Source organism: Pseudoalteromonas ruthenica (assembly GCF_008808095.1).
GTDB classification, from domain to species: domain Bacteria; phylum Pseudomonadota; class Gammaproteobacteria; order Enterobacterales; family Alteromonadaceae; genus Pseudoalteromonas; species Pseudoalteromonas ruthenica.
This window is the reverse complement of the sequence record NZ_CP023397.1, coordinates 588,212-607,045: the sequence shown is the minus strand read 5'-3', so window position 1 is coordinate 607,045 and position 18,834 is coordinate 588,212. Positions and strand designations below refer to the sequence as shown.

At 46.3% G+C, this 18,834-nt stretch carries 15 protein-coding genes; all 15 read left to right on the top strand.

All coding sequences use genetic code 11. The features are described from left to right. Positions 1-13: 13 nt before the first annotated feature. The 15 genes from tssH (at position 14) to PRUTH_RS19190 (ending at position 18,713) form a co-directional block, all read left to right on the top strand. Positions 14-2,626 carry a type VI secretion system ATPase TssH gene (tssH, locus tag PRUTH_RS17935; protein WP_151174098.1) on the top strand — a complete coding sequence of 871 codons (2,613 nt, stop codon included), beginning with the start codon at positions 14-16 and terminating at the stop codon, positions 2,624-2,626. A 272-nt stretch (positions 2,627-2,898) separates the two neighbouring features. Then, positions 2,899-3,378 (top strand): Hcp family type VI secretion system effector, encoded by a 480-nt coding sequence (locus PRUTH_RS17930; protein WP_045980632.1) that lies wholly within the window; start codon positions 2,899-2,901, stop codon positions 3,376-3,378. 77 nt (positions 3,379-3,455) lie between these two features. Further along, positions 3,456-5,288: a type VI secretion system Vgr family protein gene (locus tag PRUTH_RS17925; protein WP_151174097.1), complete on the top strand. Its 1,833-nt coding sequence runs from the start codon at positions 3,456-3,458 to the stop codon at positions 5,286-5,288. A 1-nt stretch (position 5,289) separates the two neighbouring features. Further along, on the top strand, positions 5,290-6,795 hold the full coding sequence (locus tag PRUTH_RS17920) for a Tle-like phospholipase domain-containing protein (RefSeq protein WP_151174096.1): 1,506 nt from the start codon (positions 5,290-5,292) through the stop codon (positions 6,793-6,795). Between the two features lie 84 nt (positions 6,796-6,879). Beyond that, complete coding sequence (locus tag PRUTH_RS17915) at positions 6,880-7,587, top strand: ankyrin repeat domain-containing protein (RefSeq protein WP_151174095.1); 708 nt, start codon at positions 6,880-6,882, stop codon at positions 7,585-7,587. 221 nt (positions 7,588-7,808) lie between these two features. After that, a complete protein-coding gene (locus PRUTH_RS17910; RefSeq protein ID WP_151174094.1) occupies positions 7,809-8,516 on the top strand; it encodes an ankyrin repeat domain-containing protein in 708 nt (235 codons plus the stop codon). Between the two features lie 206 nt (positions 8,517-8,722). After that, positions 8,723-9,118, top strand: coding sequence for a hypothetical protein (locus tag PRUTH_RS17905; protein WP_151174093.1), 396 nt, complete (start codon positions 8,723-8,725; stop codon positions 9,116-9,118). Between the two features lie 82 nt (positions 9,119-9,200). After that, positions 9,201-9,494, top strand: a complete 294-nt coding sequence (locus tag PRUTH_RS17900; RefSeq protein WP_026111034.1) for a PAAR domain-containing protein — start codon at positions 9,201-9,203, stop codon at positions 9,492-9,494. 21 nt (positions 9,495-9,515) lie between these two features. Beyond that, complete coding sequence (locus tag PRUTH_RS17895; protein WP_151174092.1) at positions 9,516-10,538, top strand: cytochrome P450 family protein; 1,023 nt, start codon at positions 9,516-9,518, stop codon at positions 10,536-10,538. Beyond that, positions 10,529-11,392: a hypothetical protein gene (locus tag PRUTH_RS17890; protein WP_151174091.1), complete on the top strand. Its 864-nt coding sequence runs from the start codon at positions 10,529-10,531 to the stop codon at positions 11,390-11,392. Before PRUTH_RS17895 ends, PRUTH_RS17890 begins: the two co-directional genes overlap by 10 nt. A gap of 16 nt (positions 11,393-11,408) precedes the next feature. Then, on the top strand, positions 11,409-15,848 hold the full coding sequence (locus PRUTH_RS17885) for an RHS repeat-associated core domain-containing protein (RefSeq protein ID WP_151174090.1): 4,440 nt from the start codon (positions 11,409-11,411) through the stop codon (positions 15,846-15,848). Positions 15,849-15,851: 3 nt separating this feature from the next. After that, positions 15,852-16,649: a hypothetical protein gene (locus PRUTH_RS17880; protein WP_151174089.1), complete on the top strand. Its 798-nt coding sequence runs from the start codon at positions 15,852-15,854 to the stop codon at positions 16,647-16,649. Continuing rightward, a complete protein-coding gene (locus tag PRUTH_RS17875) occupies positions 16,642-17,274 on the top strand; it encodes a pentapeptide repeat-containing protein (protein ID WP_151174088.1) in 633 nt (210 codons plus the stop codon). Before PRUTH_RS17880 ends, PRUTH_RS17875 begins: the two co-directional genes overlap by 8 nt. Positions 17,275-17,407: 133 nt before the next feature. After that, positions 17,408-18,298: an N-acetylmuramidase domain-containing protein gene (locus PRUTH_RS17870; RefSeq protein ID WP_045979025.1), complete on the top strand. Its 891-nt coding sequence runs from the start codon at positions 17,408-17,410 to the stop codon at positions 18,296-18,298. Positions 18,299-18,539: 241 nt separating this feature from the next. Then, positions 18,540-18,713 carry a hypothetical protein gene (locus tag PRUTH_RS19190; protein WP_156148000.1) on the top strand — a complete coding sequence of 58 codons (174 nt, stop codon included), beginning with the start codon at positions 18,540-18,542 and terminating at the stop codon, positions 18,711-18,713. The last annotated feature ends 121 nt before the right edge of the window (positions 18,714-18,834 follow it).

Here is an 18,834-nt window from a genome sequence, read left to right as displayed (position 1 = left end):
AAGGAAAACACCTATGTCATCTATGACCCTCAATAAACTCGTAGAGAAGCTCTCGCCAGAATGTCGAGGCTCCTTAGAAGCAGCGGCTGCGCTGTGCCATAGTCGCAGCCACTTTACCGTGGAGCTTGAGCACTGGTTGCATGCCATGCTGGATAAAAAACTCGATGATGTGCGTATCATATTGGCGAGTTTCGGTATTAATGCTGACAGATTAATGGCCGAGCTAAACCAAGCTTTGGAAAGCTTTAAAACCGGTAATGAGTCTGCACCCAGCTTATCACCACATGTGATCTCTTTATTGCGTCAAACCTGGCTTAACACCAGTATCGAGTTTAACGATACGCAAATACGCAGCGCTTATTTACTTTACACGCTGGTAAAAGACGACACGCTTGGCTCTTTAACAATGCGTCATGCACCGCAACTGGAAAAAATTGACCCTTCTCAATTACTGCATGCGTGGCCCGAATTGGCCGGTCAATCAAACGAGAGTAATCAGCTCGCTGCATCTACATCAAATTCTGACAAACCAGCAACGCAAGCTTCGGGTAAGACGCCAAGCTTAGATCAATTCACCATTGATCTTACTGCGCAAGCAAAGTCTGGCAAGATTGACCCTATTCTAGGGCGTGATGACGAAATTCGACAAATGATCGATATCCTGACACGTCGCCGTCAAAATAACCCTATTCTGACTGGTGAGGCAGGTGTGGGTAAAACTGCTGTTGTGGAAGGGCTTGCGCTTCGCATCGCCGAACAAGATGTGCCAGAAGCAATTAAGAATGTGCGTATTCATACACTGGATCTCGCGCTCCTTCAAGCTGGCGCAGGAATGAAAGGTGAGTTCGAAAACCGCTTAAAATCACTAATTAGTGAAGTGAAAAACTCGGCGCAGCCCATCATTTTATTTATTGATGAAGCCCACACTATGATCGGCAGTGGCGGTCAGGCAGGTCAAAATGATGCCGCCAACTTGCTGAAGCCCGCGTTAGCGCGCGGCGAGTTGCGCACGATTGCGGCAACAACATGGGCCGAGTATAAGAAATTCTTTGAAAAAGACGCCGCTCTAACTCGACGCTTCCAAGTCGTCAAAGTCGATGAGCCTGAGCCAAGCAAAGCCATCGCCATGTTGCGCGGACTTGTACCCGTCATGGAAAGCCACCATAGCGTCTTCATATCAGAACAAGCACTGGAAAGTGCAGTGAATCTATCGCACCGCTATGTAAGTGGCCGCCAACTCCCCGATAAAGCCGTTGGTTTGCTAGACACAGCCTGTGCTCGCGTTGCTATGAGCCAAGCTGCTACGCCTGGCCCGGTGGAAAACTTAAACCGCAAAGTGCAGCGCCTTGATGATCAAATGGCCATGTTGACGCGCGAAGCGAATGCGGGCTTAGACCATAGCGCTAAAATTTCCGAATTAGAACAACAAAAGACGGATATCGAAGCGCAGTTAGCCCCGCTCAAAGAGCAATGGCAGCAAGAGCAACAAGCTATAGCCCGTGTTGGAGAAATTCTCAGTGAACTACAGCAAGAACAAGCGGATAAAGAGACGCTCGTTGCTGAGCTCAATGATATTAAGGCCAACCTGAGTGAATATGAGCAAAATATGGTTCACTGGCAGGTCGATGAAGCTCTCATTGCCCAAGTTATTGCTGATTGGACAGGTATTCCTGTCGGTAAAATGCATGAAGATGAGATCAATGCGGTACTTAACTTAGCCGACAGCATGAAAGAACGTGTGGTCGGCCAAGATCATGCGCTTGACCTTATTGCTAAAACCGTTCAAACATCACGCGCGCAACTTGCTGATGAGAACCGCCCCAATGGTATTTTCATGCTTACCGGCCCAAGTGGTGTAGGTAAAACTGAGACGGCGCTTACACTAGCAAGTGAAGTATATGGCTCAGAAGAAAACGTCACCGTTATTAATATGTCTGAGTTCAAAGAAGAGCATAAAGTGTCATTGCTATTAGGCTCACCACCGGGCTACGTTGGCTATGGCGAAGGCGGTATTTTGACCGAGGCGGTGCGTCGCCAGCCATACAGTGTGGTACTACTTGATGAGATGGAAAAAGCACACCCTGGAGTACAGGATATTTTCTATCAAGTATTTGATAAAGGGATGATCAAAGACGGTGAAGGCCGTGACATCGATTTTAAAAATACCATTATCATCATGACATCAAACGTCGGCACTGACACCACCATGAACTTGTTCGATGACCCGGAAACAGCCCCATCTATCAAAGGACTGCAAAAGGCGCTACGTGATGATTTACTAGAAGCGTTTAAGCCAGCTTTCTTAGGAAGAATTAACATTGTTCCTTATGTACCTCTGACTGATGAAATGCTCATCGACATTGCCAAAATTCAGCTCGCGAAAGTCGAAAAACGCGTCGCCAAAAACTATGGCGCAGAGTTTAGCTTCGAAAAAGAGCTTACAGATTATATCGTACAACGCTGTCATGAGCCTGGTTCAGGTGCTAGGAACATTCATAATATTCTACAAAATGAAATATTGCCGAAACTGAGTGAAGAGTTACTCAACAGCATGACCAGTAAAAAGGACATTAATTCAGTATCATTGACTATCGAAGGTGATGAGTTAGTGATTGAGGTGGCTTAACCCACCTCAAATCGAATTGCAAAAATCAGAATAATATAATTTCTTATTAATTATATTCTTGTGTTAGATATCGCAATTAAATATAATTTACTCAGCGCATATAAAGATGCACTAGAGAAGGAATTATTTTTTGCTGACAAAGGGATTTATCAGTACCCACCCTTTACTTGCAGTTCAAAAGATAATGAAGTCGAAGCTATAAATTTCCGGTTCGCCGGGAAGTACCCTATCCATTTATGGATGTTAGTAAAATGCAAAAAGGAGCATAAGAAATGCAAGCAAATACTTACCTTAAGTATGGTTCAATCAAAGGCGAAACAACTGCTGAGTCTTTCAAGGATTTGATCACAGTACTATCTCTAGACTGGAACATCAGCCGTGAAATTTCAGCTCACACTGGTACCGCTATGGACCGTGAAGCAAGCGCGACTCGCCTAGGCGATGTGACTATCACTAAACTTCAAGATAAAGCGTCTCCGGACCTTTTCAAAGAAGCTACGATTGGTAAAGGTCAACCTGCGACTTTCCACATCACTAAGCAAGGCGACAAAGTAGAAGAAATCATGAAAATCGACCTAACTGATGCCATGATCTCTAGCTACAGCGTGTCTGTACAAAACGACCGTCCTATCGAGACAATCACCATCAGCTACACAGAAATGATGATGACTGTAACTCCAACAGACGACAAAAACAGCATCACTGCGCCGCTTGTATACGGCTACAGCGGTGTTAAAGGTCAACAAATGTAATTTATTTGTTGCCCAACTCAGCTTCGGCGCTCACGCGCCGGAGCTTACTGTATTTTGGATAACAATTGAGGCATGGAATGCAAAAAGCGACACAAGACAAAAATGTAATTAAAATCACCACAGCGGCTGGCAAGGATGCGTTTTATCTCACTAGCTTTAATGCTGCGGAGAGTATGTCCGAGCTGTTTGTTATCTCTGCCAATATGTTTACCATTGGCTCGCAAGTAAGCCATGATGCCGTAGTAGGTAAAGCGGCTGTTATTGAGTTACGCAATGCCAAAGGCGGCGGTGCGGCTCGCCACTTTCATGGTATCGTAAGTCAAATGGTGTCCTTGGGCACACGCACGGCTGATAAAGATGAGCAAAAAAATTACATCGATTATCAGGTTACTATTGTGCCTGTTGCTGCGACAATGCAACATCGCCAAAATTATCGAATCTATCAGCAAAAGAAGGTTACGGAAATTGCCGCTGATTTATTTGGTCAACATGGCGTTGCTTTTAGCGATAAAACTAAAAAGAGTTATCCAAAGTACGAGTACTGTGTTCAATATCAAGAGAATGACTTGGAATTTATCCAACGCTTATTCCAGCAAGAAGGTATTTACTTCTATTTTGAGCACTCACAAGGCAATCACACTTTAGTTTTTGCCGATGATGAAACCGTCTATGCTGATGTAGCAGACTCACCCGTAGCCCACTCCTCGGGCCATCTTAGTGAATCTCATATCAGCGCTTGGCAAGGTGGCCTCTCTCTGGCTCCGGGTAGTTATAAACGTTTAGGTTATGACTTTGAAAAGCCGAGCAAATACCCAGACGGTGAACAGAAAAAGCCTGAACTGCCGACACAAAGTAGCGGCGAGGTATTTGAGTACACCGGGGAGGCAGAATGCAACAAGCGCGCCTCGGATCTCGCTTCAATTCAACTTCAATCATTACAAAAAGACATGAACCTCAGTAGCGGTAAAAGTGACTGTCGCTCGTTTGTGCTTGGTGGTATCTTTGCGTTTAAAAAGCATGAAGACCCCCGCCTAGAGGGTAAAAAGTTTGTTGTTACAAAATTACGTACCTCTGCCAATGTTCCTAACCAATCGGGTGCTGGCCAAAGTGAAGGCTTAGTCTACTCCAACAGCTTTAGCTGCGTACCTAAAGATACTGTTTATCGCCCTACCCGCAGTTACCAAAAGCCCTTAGTTCAAGGTATACAAACTGCACTCGTAACCGGTGATCCAGGTGATGAAATTCATATCGATAAGTATGGCCGCGTAAAGGTGCAATTTGATTGGGACCGCGAGGGTAAAAAAGACTCCAAGAGCTCATGCTGGATCCGTGTAGCTCAAAATTGGGCGGGTAAAAAGTGGGGCGCGTTCTTCTTCCCTCGTGTTGGACAAGAAGTCTTAGTTGAATTTATTAATGGCGATCCTGATCAACCCATTATCAGTGGTGCGCTCTATAATGCCGACTTGATGCCTCCTTATGCACTGCCTGCGGATAAAACCCAAAGTGGTATTAAGTCAAGGTCCACCAAAGAAGGTGGCGCCGATAACTTTAATGAAATACGTTTTGAAGATAAAAAAGGCAGTGAACTCCTCTACTTACAAGCAGAGAAAGACCATCACTTACATGTTAAAAACGATCAGAAAGACACCATACTCAATGACCGTTTAAGTGATATAACCAACAACGACACGATTAAAGTCGGCAAAGATCGCAGTACAGATATAGGTAAAAACGACACCCTGAAAGTAGGTGACGCACTTAATATTGAAGCTGGTAAAGAGATTAATATTAAAACCGGCGGCGCGTCTATCACCATGAAAAGTGATGGCAGCATTGATATTAAAGGCACCAATATCAAGATCAATGGCAGTCAAATTGCCCTTAAAGCTGGCGTGATTAAGTTGAATTAATATGAACGCTTACCTTAGCAGCCACAACCAAGAAGCCTTGTTTTCACAAGGTATCGTGGTGTACTGCTGTTTTGGCGAGCCTCACTTAATATGTCGTCCAGAGCATATCCCTGATGATCCTATGCTGGGGCCAGCAATGGCCGAGTTCAGTGCGGGGGTAGTATTTGCAGAACAGTTCCTTCATGACTTGGACCCGTGGCGAAATAATCACCTTATCATTAGTGCGCTTTACGATTATTTAAACTTAACCCTACTAAATGGCGGCTCAAAGCCCTTACATGTACAGTTGTGCGATGTGGCGCAGGCAATGACAGACGGGCGACTAGTTGTTTATCCACTAGAAGATATTGCCCAGCATCCAAGCGTTGTAAAACGTCAGCTGCAAAAATCTGACAAGACTCGTTCACAGCAATCCAGCGCTGAGCAACCAAAACGTAGTAGTGGTGCAGATTTGGCCAGTCCTCAAGGTAAAAGCACGCCTTCTAGCTCAAAAGCTGCGGTTCCAGCCTCAAGCTCGGCCGGTGTAATAGACGGGCCTTCGACAAGCACCCCATTACCCCAAGTGGCAGAGGTCCCTGAGCAGTTTGATGCTGTCGCAGCTAGGCAACAACGTTATCAGCAAAGAAAGACTCTAATTGCCGATACCCGCTCGCTACCTGGAGCAGAGCCTGCAGCGCAGCGTCTTGACTTTAATAATGACAATGTCGTTCGTGCTGAGGCCGCTCAGTATGTTTATCGCGTTGATGAATACAACCGAGGGTATATAGACACGCTGCCAGAACCGCCTGTGGGTTTAAAACACCTCAACGCAGAAAATACACCAGAATTAGCGGACGCGGTATTTACCGATAATGATTCGGGCTTCGGAGCCGCGTTATTTGAATCTGATATTACTGGTGAAAAAATGTTAACGTTCCGAGGAACGAACAACGGTGTAACCGGTGCAGCAGATTGGAAAACCAACTTTATGCAAGGCAGTGGTATGGAAACGACCCAGTACAACCAAGCGATGGAACTTGCACGAAGAGCTGAGCAATTATATCAAGATGATGTCATTATGGTCGGTCACTCTCTCGGTGGCGGGCTGGCAACATCCGGTGTGGCTGTATCGGGAAATAAAGGCTATACCTTTAATTCCTCAGGCTTACACCCGAAAACGTCGGCACGTGAACAAGGGTTGCCTTTAGAAGAAGTATCAAAACTGATTGTTTCTCAAGCGGTTGATGGTGATGTTCTCACCATGGCGCAGAGCTTGCCAGTAAAAGGAATACTCACTGGCGCTGCGGGATATCTGGGGGGCCCTGTCGCGGGCCTTGCTACAGCTGCGGCAATTGCCGGTTTAGACCTAATCCCTAAAGCGTCTGGTGATATGCGCAGTCTGCCAAGCCTTCAAGGTGGCACACCCATAGACCGCCACGGTATGGACCAAGTTGTTGAGGGAATTGAGTCGCAAAAGCAAGAAGATATAAACACCCTTAATACCATTAAAGACAATTACTTAGGCTAGGTGAACATGAAGCTTCTTTTTATTGCTGTGCCTTTGGCACTGATACTGATAGCCTGCATGGCATTGCCTACTCAAGGAAAAAATATGAAAGCTGAACAATTTTTTGAGCCCTCCCATGTAAAGTTGCTCAACGCCATTAAAGCGGGTGACAAGCAAGCCGCGCAAGCTATCATTGATACTGGCGTTGCACTGGATGTACGCGGTGAACATGGTATTACGCCACTATTTTGGCTCGCTATGGAGACGGACAAAGAATCGTTACAGCTTGCGCTAGAACTCGGCGCGAATCCCGACTACCCGGCCCTAGTTAAAAAAGACCGTAACGAGCCAAAGAAAGAGCAGCTCCTCGCAGCTTTAGCGGGCAGCGACAAAATCGATATGATGCAGGTTTTACTAGAGCATAATACCTCTCCCAACGGCGTTGATGCCCATAAAAAGCCAGCTATTTTCAATGCTATTGCCAACGATAAAGACGACCAAATAGAGTTACTGCTAAAGCATGATGTTGATCTTAATGCCACAGATGCGATGAACACCAACGCCGCCAACTATGCGGCGCTCATGCTAAAGTATAAATACGCTTTACTATTTATTTCTAAAGGAGCCAACTTCTCTGCGCCCTCAACCACTGGTGGCACGGTTGCCAACAGCATAGAAAAGGACTTGCGTAAAAAATTGGTTCGTCCTGGCACTGACAATTATGAGTATGTAATGGAAATCAAAGAACTGCTGATAGAAAAAGGCGTTTCTTTTCCTCCGCCCTCACCGAAAGAAGTTAGAGCGGCTAATTAAGGCTTTGTGTAGTTAAAAGGCCGCAACCGCATCACTGCCCGCTCTACTTTATTTACTACCGAAAAGGAGTGATAAATTAATAAGCCTATTAACCTTGTCACATTCATTGGCTCAGACTTCGCGTAAGACTGACATTGACGTTCTCCAACTTTAACGTGGCGCGCACATGGCTGTATGCAGTGCTGCTTATATTTATGGCCATGCCCAAACTAGCGCAAGGTATGAAAGCTGAACAATTTTTTGAGCCCTCCCATGTAATATTGCTCAACGCCATTAAAGCGGGTGACAAGCAAGCCGCGCAAGCTATCATTGATACTGGCGTTGCACTGGATGTACACGGTGAGCATGGTATTACGCCACTATTTTGGCTCGCTATGGAAACGAATAAAAAATCATTAAGGCTTGCGCTAGACCTTGGTGCTGATCCTGACTTTCCAGCTTATGTAACCCTAGACCGAAATGGACCGACTGAAGAGCAACTATTGTCGGCTTTAGCCGGTAGCGACAAAACCGAAATGATGCAGGTTCTGCTTGAATATAATGCCTCTCCCAATGCAGTAGATGCAAGCTTAGAGCCGGCTTTATTCAATGCGGTTGCTAATGACAAAGATGAGCAGGTAAATTTGTTATTAGCTCATGGGGTTGATCTTAATGCCACAGACGCGATGAACAATAACGCCGCCAACTATTCGGCGCTCATGCTAAAGTATAAATACACTTTACTATTTATTACCAAAGGTGGCGACTTTTCTGCGCCTTCAGCCACAGGCGGCACGGTTGCCAATAGTATAGAGAGAGACTTGCGAAAGAAATTACTTCGGCCCGGAACCAGTAATTACGATTATGCGATGAAAGTGAAAGAACTGCTGATAGAAAAAGGCGTTTCTTTTCCTCCGCCCTCACCGAAAGAAGTTAGAGCGGCTAATTAATATAAACGAAACTTAAGTTATTGTCGTTTTAATGAAGCCTCACACCTAGATCGCGCTGTAAGGTGGGTGGTGGAATTGGCCACGTAATCACTTAATGCCGTTTATTTTACTCTTTGTAAAAATACTGACGCTAGGTATTGATCCGCCCTCTATTTCACTTAATATGCTACCTTAGCAACCAAAACCATTATATAGGGACATAAGCTATGGGCATTGATATTAAATATTTACAACGAATCGTTGATGAGGTGCTAAAAGCGTCAGCACTAAAAGACATTACCTGGTCAACCTTAGCTTTGGTTCTTACTCGAGAAGATAAGGGGTTTGCAAACGCTGGCTTCTACTACCAAGACGATGGTTCAGCCACGCCATTTTACGTCAACTCTAATGAGCATTTGGTTCTCTCAGATATGGTGCAGGATATGCAGCAGGAAATTACTCGCCAAGGCCCCTTGCAAATTCAGCAATTATTGGTACAAATTCAACAAAAAAGCGGCTTTTTCAAAGCAGACTTCGAATTTAAAAACCATCAGCGCTGGGACTTTAATACCACGGAGCTTGAGCCATTGCAGGCCTTGTTGAAACCTAACTTTTCAGAATAATCAAGCTGGGCATTCAATATACTTGTCGACGCACTATTAATCGGCGATAATATAGCCTTTCAGCGATTAAAAGGATGTGATCATGGGAAAACCCGCTTCCACTTTGACTCATATGCATGTATGCCCCAAGACTAATCCCGGCCCAGTTCCCCATGTCGGTGGCCCTATAATCATGGGCTCAGGCAATGTATTGATTGGTGGCCTGCCAGCGGCCAGAAAAGGCGATAAACTTATTTGCGTAGGTCCGCCGGATACCATTAATTCAGGCTCAGGATCTGTAAAAATCAATGGTAAACCCGCCGCACGTATGGGCGATGGGACCGCTCACGGCGGGAAAATAGTAGTTGGTAATCCAACTGTATTGATTGGTGGCTAGGCTAAAGGATTGCACTCACGCATGGAAGCTTTGAATACCGCTCAACGTTTGCAAGAACTGGTGTGCTTACAATCACATCCTCTGGCTAATCGTGCCAGCTTTTTAAGCGCCGTTAACCGCTTCACCGTCGAATTGCGCCAGGCCAGCGCGGGTTTGCGAGATTTTTCTGATCCTCATTGCCCTTTTTCACAGAGCATAGCCAGCAAAACGCTGCTCGATGCAGCTTTTATAGTTAGCGATGAAACCAGCTTCGAGCAACGAGTGCTTTTTTGCCAGCTATTGATCAGGCTACAACGATTAAGTCTGAAATCTGCACTGAATCAATTGTTACTTAGCGAATCACCAGAGCATCATGCCATCGCTTTAGAGCTGGCTTGGCGAGAGGGGGTGTTAACACATATTCCCGAGTCGGTGTTGCAGCAAATCGACACGACAGACTACAGCGACTATCGCGCGTTGCTCACGGGGCAAACCTTAAGTTGGCAAGCAAACGACAAGCAAGACATATTGACTGCTTGCGAAGAAATACTGGCCCGTTATTCGCTCACGCACCCTTTAGCCCAACTATTTTTCTTGACCTGTTCCAATGATGATATTCAGCGTATTGCCAATACCTGGTCAAAAAGCCACAGCCCACAAGACATTGCACACCTATTCATGCTCGCAGGGCTGACAAAGCAGCTTCCTTTGATTTACCAATTACTGTGTGAGGAGCCCAATAACGAGCTTATCAACACTTTCATGAACTGTTACGGCGAGCACGTAGAAACGCTATTTACGCAAGAGCAACTGACCGAAGCTTGGCTTGCTCCCGATACCTTGGGCGACCTTCAAGAGCAACTATCAACACAGTGGCCAACCTTTTGCGAGCAGGTCGATTTTGCCAATCGACTACTGGCAGGAAAAGACATCTACACGCACCCGCTTAAAGACTATCAGTTCGATGCTATTACGCCTTACTTGGTGGCGCAGCTGTTTAATTTAATGCACAAAAAAGAGAGCCATATAGTTCATCCACTCTCCTTGGGGGTCACATGGCAATAACACTCACAGAGTTCGATATCGCCCTTCCTGGGCTCGAAAGTACCGACGCGGCACTTCTTCTTAGCGAGCCTATGCCTGTAAGCGAGCAGTCGCAACAGAGCGAGGCAATGCCCTGGCCTATTTCTCTTATTGCACCACTAAACCAGTTTTTAGCCCGCTTTGAGTTTGACCCCGAGGAGCCTATTTTTTGGCTGCTGCCTAACCTCGCTTATGATGAGCAACGCCTAAATACGCTTATTTCAGCCTTAAACGAAGTGACTCCCAATGGCCGAGTACAACCAGGCCACTCCCACCCGGTAAACGAGTTTTTCGCGCATGGTGAATCGGCATTGCACTGCGCGCTTATTAAAGCGATGCAGCTTGCTAAAAATGTCACATTCATTGCTTTAGATGAGCAAATTTTACATCTAAATGAAGGTGTCACGCACAATAATGGCGCCGCATTCGCATTAGCACGAGTAAAATTTGGTGAAATGGGGCTGCACGTGCCCTTTTGTCATGGTGAACCTTGCTTCGATATCGAACAACACAATCCCTTCCCTACTTTACTCAGCCAAGCGGTAAAAGAAGTGCCCGCCCCAATAGAGCACATTGTAGCTCCCGCCTTAGGGGAAGAGCCTTGGCCCAGTGCTTGGCTTGAAGGGTATTTACAACTAAACGGTAAAGTGGTTGAGCAACCTAAGGTGACCCAAAGTGAATTCGTTCATGGTCAGCTGGGCGCAGTGTTTGGCCTTTATTCATTTATTGGTATCTATAATGACTACAATTCGAGCATGCATCGTGATATTATTTTACACCTTGGCAGCACGCCCAAGCTCTACCAAGCAGCTTCTGTGTATCAATGGATTGATTAAGGAATAACGTAAGAATATGGATATTCGTTCAATTGCCTTTCGCTCAAAACGCGGCTCAGTGTTAATTACCCTAGCCAATGATAAAGCCCCTGGTGGCTACGATCCGGTGGCGATAGACACCCCAGATGCGGCAGGCGCTCAAGTCAATCTATTGGCCGAAGATCTGGTCGGCGATATTCATAAACGAATTCAATGTGTGCACATGCTGCGCGCTGCAGGCGTGCATTCGGTTAACACCGCCACCGCGCGGGAAGTCGCCCATGGCCTAAGCTCGGCGTTAGCATCAGGCTCCTTACTTTGTTATAACCAAAAACCTAAACGCAGCATTCAAGTTAGCGACAACACCAACTCGGCCAGTGCCAGTGGCGGCGCCAAAGCACAAAAAGATAAAAAGTCCCAACCCAGCGTGGTCAAAAAAGGCGGTCAATCCGAGGGCAACCCTAACAAAGCCCAAGTCAATGACACGGCCACTGAGCAAAGTGTAGATGAACAAGAGTGCCGCTCTGATCCTATCTCCATGCTCAGCGGTGAAGAAATTCTTCCGTTGGTCGATTTTACCCTTAACGCCCCCATGCCTTTAAAGTGGCAACGCCTATACCGCTCCAGCAAAAGCGATACCAATGTGGGCTTGGGTTTTGGCTGGCGCCATCATTTTGCTCTCAGCATTTTTGAGCGCTACGAAGCGCCACCCAAAGTTGGCCCGAAAACACCCGGGCGCTACTGGCTAGAACTTGTTGATGAGCAAGGCCGCATACATGAATTTGAGAAAGTAAAACCAGGGCAAACCAGTTACCAGCTTAGCTCACAACTTGCTTTACACTACCAAAACGATGGCAAGCAAACCTTAGTACGCCCTGATGACAGCCATTATACGTTTTTTGCTGGCTCCAAGGCCTGGTTACTCGAAAAAATCACTGATGCCAAGGGGCAAACACTCAGCTTTTTCTACGATGCCAACGAACGCCTAAGCCGTATTGCTATTAATGATAAGCGCGGTGTAGTGCTGCAATATAACGGCGATGATTTATTAACCAAGGTTGCAGCTTATCACATGGATGACAAAGACAAACGTCACATCCATGAGCCGCTGCTTGCTTGTTATCAATACAATGACGCGAAACAACTGGTGGCAGTGACCGATAGCCAGGGCAATATCGAGCGTTACAGCTACCGTGGCGATAATGTTATTAGCAAGCGTACCCGCGCCAGTGGCTTTAGCCACCACTTTGAGTGGCAAGGTGCAGGCGTTGATGCAAAATGTATTCGCCAGTACGGTGATAACAACACCTACGAGTACAGCTTTGAATATCCACGAGCGGGAGTGAGCAAAAGTACCGATAGTCGTGGTAATACCGAAACCTTTGTTCACAACAGCGACGGTAAGCTGGTTGAATACGCCGATGCGCGGGGGCACAGCTGGCGATACCGCTATGATGCCTTCGGCAATCGTACTCACACCCAGCATCCAGATGGCAGCGAAGAGCGTAGCGAATACAATGATCGTGGCCAAAAAGTGGCCCAGTACGATGCTCAAGGCAATAAAACCACCTTCGCTTACAACCAACTGGGACAGCATGTACTGACTCGCTATGCCGATGGCGGCGAACTAAAACGCGCGTTTACTGCCATGGGTCTGCTGCAATCGCAAACTCTGCCCGATGGCCGCACCAGCCACTATCAATACAATGACAATAACCAACTGACTACAGTGGTGCATGGCGATGGCCGCAGTGAACAATTTAGCTGGAGTGCCCAAGGCGAGCTCTTAGCGCATCAACAAGGCGATGTCCTAACGCGCTTTAGTTACGACGAACTAGGCCGTGTTAATGCAACTCTAACCAACACCGGTCTATTAACCCAATTCGAGCGCAATGCCGCCGGCCAACTCAGCGCCAAAGTCATGCGCCAAGAAGGCGATGAGCACGCGGCGATTCGTATTGAATACCATTACGATGCTGCTGGTCGCTTAACGGCGACCACCAATGGCAATGGCGAGCAAACCAGCGCTGATTACGCTGGATTAGCGCAGCCCGAACAAGTGCGTTTTGCCGATGGCAGCCACTTGCGCTACCGCTATGATAAAGAGCGCAACCTGATCGGTATTACCCGCAGTGATGGTGCAGAATACCGTATTGATTATGATGCCAATGAAAACCCAATTCGCACCACGGGCTTTGACGGTCGCGTGCAGCGCTTTGAATTTGATGCTCATAACCGTGTGGTCGCACTCAACGATGCCGACGAGCGCTTTATTAAATTAAAACGAAACGCGCTCGGCCAAGTGATAGAGCAACAGGCTGCCCACCCCAATGCCAAAGACAGCACCCTGTGTAACCTGTCCAACTATTTTAGTTATGACAGTCAAGGACGCCTGCAGCGCGCCCATAACGGCGCTACCACTCTGACACAAGGGTTCGACCAAGCCGGTAAACTACTGGTAGCGACCCAGGGCCAACATACCCTTAACTACAGTTATGATGCCTTTGGCCGACGCAGCGCCTTAACTTTGGCCGACGGCCAAATTCTTAATTATCATTATGACCCCCAAGGCCAATTGACGTGCATCGAGCTCAATGGGCACACCCATGTCGAGCTCAGCCATCGACATGGTCAACTCAGTGAAATTCACTACGCCAATAACATCACCACCAAGCAAGAGTTTGATTGTTTTGGCCGTCTTTGCGAGCAAGAGTTATCGCACCCAGAAAATGCGCTCTATGCTAAACAAAGCTACCAATACGATGGCAACAACCAACTTATAGCCAGTCAGCGCGAGAGCTCAAACAGTGAGCTAAGTAGCGATAAGCAATATCAGTACAACGCCATCAATCAGCTTGTAGAAGTAAACGGCGATCAATCGGCGCGCTACCACTGGGACAGCTTTGGCAACCCGGAGCAAGCGACCGCATCGGATGAACCAGCACTGCGTCCAGTTGATAAAGAGCACACCTCCCCTGCCCTTAATAACAGCGGCGACGATGTCTTTACGGGCACAGCCTGTATTGATGACCGCCTGTACCACCTTGGCCAGGACGAGTTTGACTATGATGCCTGTGGTAACCAGGTGCACGTGCTTGGCAAAGGGCAGCGCCAACGCTTGGAATACAACGCCTTAAACCAGCTCGCAAGCTTTTATCATAACGATCAGCTGACTCGTTATGAATATGACCCACTCGGTCGACGCTGCGCCAAACTGACCGAGCAAGGGCGCATTGACTATATTTGGGATGGTAACCAACTGCTCGGCGAGTGCCAAAACGGCCAGTATACCTGGTATGTATCACTGCCAGGAGAGTATCAGCCATTACTGCTAATCAACGACAGTGGTGTGTATTATTACCATTTAGACCAACTCGATACCCCGCAGTTTGTGACCAACGCCCATGCCGAGGTGGTGTGGCAAAATAATACCGATGCCTTTGGTTACAGTGAGCAAATCGAGCTCAACCCAGAGCACATTACCCAGCCCCTGCGTTTTCAGGGCCAGTACTTTGATGAAGAAAGCGGCTTGCACTACAATCGCTACCGCTACTACAGCCCCAAACAACAGCGCTTTATTAACCAAGACCCGATTGGCTTGGTCGGTGGTATCAACCACTACCAATATGCACCCAACCCCATTAACTGGGTGGATCCACTGGGGTTATTGTGTAAAGAGGGGCAAGCCAAAGTAAAAGCGGCAATTGATGCTAGCTCATCAATCGAACCCGCGTTGGCGGCGAAGCTAATTGAATTATCCCAATTAGATGTAACCCCATATACTGCAGACGAAATGGTTGCAGCCATTAAGCAAGGAAGCGGTGATGCGCTTGTCAATATGGATGACCCCTCAGCACTGGGCAGCGACAACTTGACTAAAACGCAGAGAGCCCATTTTAGAAAGAAAATTGATAAAGCTGAAACGGATGCCGATGATGCAAGGTACGAACGTAACGCTATAAGTAGGTACAACAGAGGCCTTGCTCCTATTACACGCGAGGAGTGGGACAAAGCAAACGAGACAGCAAAGCGCAACAGAAAGCTTGGAAGTGAACGAGAAAAGGCAGCTCGTGAAGCGCTATCCAAGCACAAAGGAGAGTCGCTAGTTGATAACAACAACGCCAAATCCAGTGGCGGTAAAGTGCAGCAGCGCAGCGCAAGCTCCTCAGATTACAAAACGCGTCCAGACAGCTTAGGTGACAATATTGTTCATGAGCATAAGCACTTTACGAAAGACAACAGCAATCCCGTTGCATACAATACCAAGCAACTAAAAGAGCAGCGTGAGGCATTCACGGGTAAAGACCACGTATTGACTCTATCATCAGACTCACCCTGTAAAAATGGTATACCACCTTGCCGACCTTCATCGACAATTAAAAGGGACAGTGAAGTGTTATATTATGACAATGAAAAAAATGCAATCACCCATAGGTGGAATATAAAGAAACAGCGTTGGGTAAAAGTTAAAGGATAAATAATGGACTTTAAACCATTTCAAATTAATATCTCTATGTTAGGCACTAACCCACTGAATAATGAGGCGTTATTCACTGAGTTATTAGACGTACTCGAGCACTACCCTGAGTTCGCACCGGAATTTTGGAACACCGAGGAGCGCGGTAAACTGCCGTATAATCGCGAAGACATTTTAGCCAAAGCCACAGCGGTTACAAAAGGTGCTGGTGAAGAGATTTATTTAAAGCGCAATAAGGCGGCAAAATACTTTGGCCGAATTGCGGTGATGCCAAGGCAAAGTATTTTTTTTGAGTTTGACCCTAAACTGAACCACAAGCACTACCCTACCCTTTTTGAGTTTGCTGACCGCCTCGTACAGGTATTTAAACCCGATGTTGCTTCTGTACATATAGATAGGCCCTACCCTGATGAACCCTGGCAGAGCGAACGAGATGAAATAATGGAAATGATGGGCGAGGCCGCCTTTTTAGCGCCGGTTGATTATTTTAAGGTTGGCCCGAAAGGGTTGGCCATGCGCACTTACCTTGGCCCACATTACGTGAAGCAATTTGGTCAAGAATTATTACTTAGCACACCAAAAACACAAACAGAGCTTCAACCTTGGGGCGGCGTTCGCCTTGACTTGTCCGACACACCTTGGGAGCTCCCTGAACAAACACAAATTGAACATTGGCAAGCGGCCATGGCCCATTTACGCCCTGCAAAAGTCTTCGCTGAAATGGAAGTTGATGTTGAGTATTGTGATGTCGAGTGCACTAAAGCAGAAAACTGCACTATCGGAGGGTTAAATTATGTCTAAACAAACGGCGCTGGCGCTGCTCGAAGAGTCTCGAATACAGGACAAGGTCAAAGGTGTCGATATTTCTGGACTTGATTTAACCCAAACCGATATTAGCGAAACCTCAACGGAGCGACTCAAAGGGACCGGTGTTATATTGCGTGCAGGTATCTTAGATTTAGCCTACTTTTTAGATGCCGATTTTACCTCGGCCAATCTAGAGGGCGCTAGCTGCAATCAAACTGCTTTTTTTGACTGTATTTTACATCAAGTCACCGCAACGAACGCCGACTTTACCCACGCAAATATATCGGCAAGCAGTGGCACTGAATGTGATTTTTCATCGTCTGAGTTTGATAACGCCACTCTTTGGGCCTCAATCTTTGTCAAAAGCAACTTCAGTGATGCAACACTCACTCAAGTTGAAGCAAGTAGCGCATGTTTTGATGAAGCAAACTTAACCAACGCAGACTTGTCGGATGGTAACTTTACAGAAACCGTGTTCAGAAAGGCAAATTTAACCGGTGCAAACCTAAGCAGTGGCAATTTTACTGGCTGTGATTTTACGGGCGCTATTTTAACCGATGTAAACTGGGACAACGCGACTCTCACCGGAGCCAAGTTCGACCCGGGAGTAGTCATTTAAGCTATCGACAAGTTCACATGAATCAAGGGCTGGCTAAAATAAATTGAAGGCTGTTAAAGGGTTTGCAGCCAATAAAACCAGCCTATACAAGTGTCAGCTAAAACTTAAAGCACAATATAGGAAGGGACATCCAATGTCAGCAATGAGACTAAATCAATCCGTTGGGATTGGTGCAATGAATAACCCGAACGATGTGAAAGCAGTTCAGAATGCAATTAATTCCCTGATAAACTTAATTGCTCCTACGAGAACACTTGTCGTTGATGGTCGAGTTGGTGCAAGACCAGAGAACTCTAAGACTGTTGCTGCTATCAAGGCATTTCAAAGCAAAGTCGTGGGCATGGTGCGTCCAGATGGAAGAATAGATGTTAATGGACGAACTCACCGTAAAATAAATGAGAAACTGCTCCAAGCACCAGGTCAAGTTAGCTTCAAGCTGCCAACAGCATCTTCTGATGTAATAAACTTATCAAACTCTGACTATGTAGATGTTGCCAACGAACTAAGCTGTAAAGTTGCCGCAATTAAAGCCGTTGCAGAAGTGGAGTCATCAACGGATGCTTTTCTACCTAACGGTAAGCCTAAAATCTTATATGAAGCGCACATATTTTCTCGACTAACGGGGCATATTTATGATGCAAGCCACCCGTCCATTTCAAGTAGGGCTTGGAACCGAAGCTTATACATTGGCGGAGCTCAGGAGTACACTCGGCTGGAGCAAGCGATGGCATTGAATGTGACTGAAGCGCTCAAGTCTGCTTCATGGGGACGCTTCCAAATTATGGGCTTTAACCATCGAGCAGCCGGCTTTGCTAGTATAGAAAACTTCGTTAAAGCGATGTTTACGTCTGAAAGGAAGCAGCTCGATGCATTCGTTAGCTTTGTAAAAAGTAAGGGGTTAGACCAGCACTTAACCACTTTGAATTGGGCTGCATTTGCTCGAGGTTATAATGGTTCTCAATACGCGAAAAACAAATATGATGTTAAATTACAACAGGCATTTGATAAGTATGACAACGAGTAAAGCCCTAACCACATTGCCACTATTTCTAATAGCTTCATGTCAAGCAACAGAAAGTGACACAAACACCGTATTTAAATGCTACGTAGATAACCCAGCCCCAATTTATGTCGTTGCAAGCAAAGTGGGTAACACTTATGCACTCACCCATTTTGAACACCCAAAATTAAAGCTCGATATTGGGTCTACTGCTGATAGTGTTAATAAGTCGAGTTATCACCGTGCTTTGGTTTCGGAGCACAGTATGCATTTTAGTTACGATGAAAATAAGGTTGTTATCAGCGACTATCACAGTGAAGAGCTTGGAACGCTAACCCAAGAGTACTCGGTGACATTCACCCAAGGTGATAACAAGCAATACTGGCTTTGCAATGACAAAAGTGAAAGCACACTTCCAACGATTGAGGATTTCGACTAAACAATGACTAAAAGACCACAGAAAGTGCCAACCTAAATTCACTTCAGGAAGGCATAAGTAAGTGATAACTATATAAGGAAATAGCATGAATAAAATAAACAAGGATGTAGATTACAAAAAA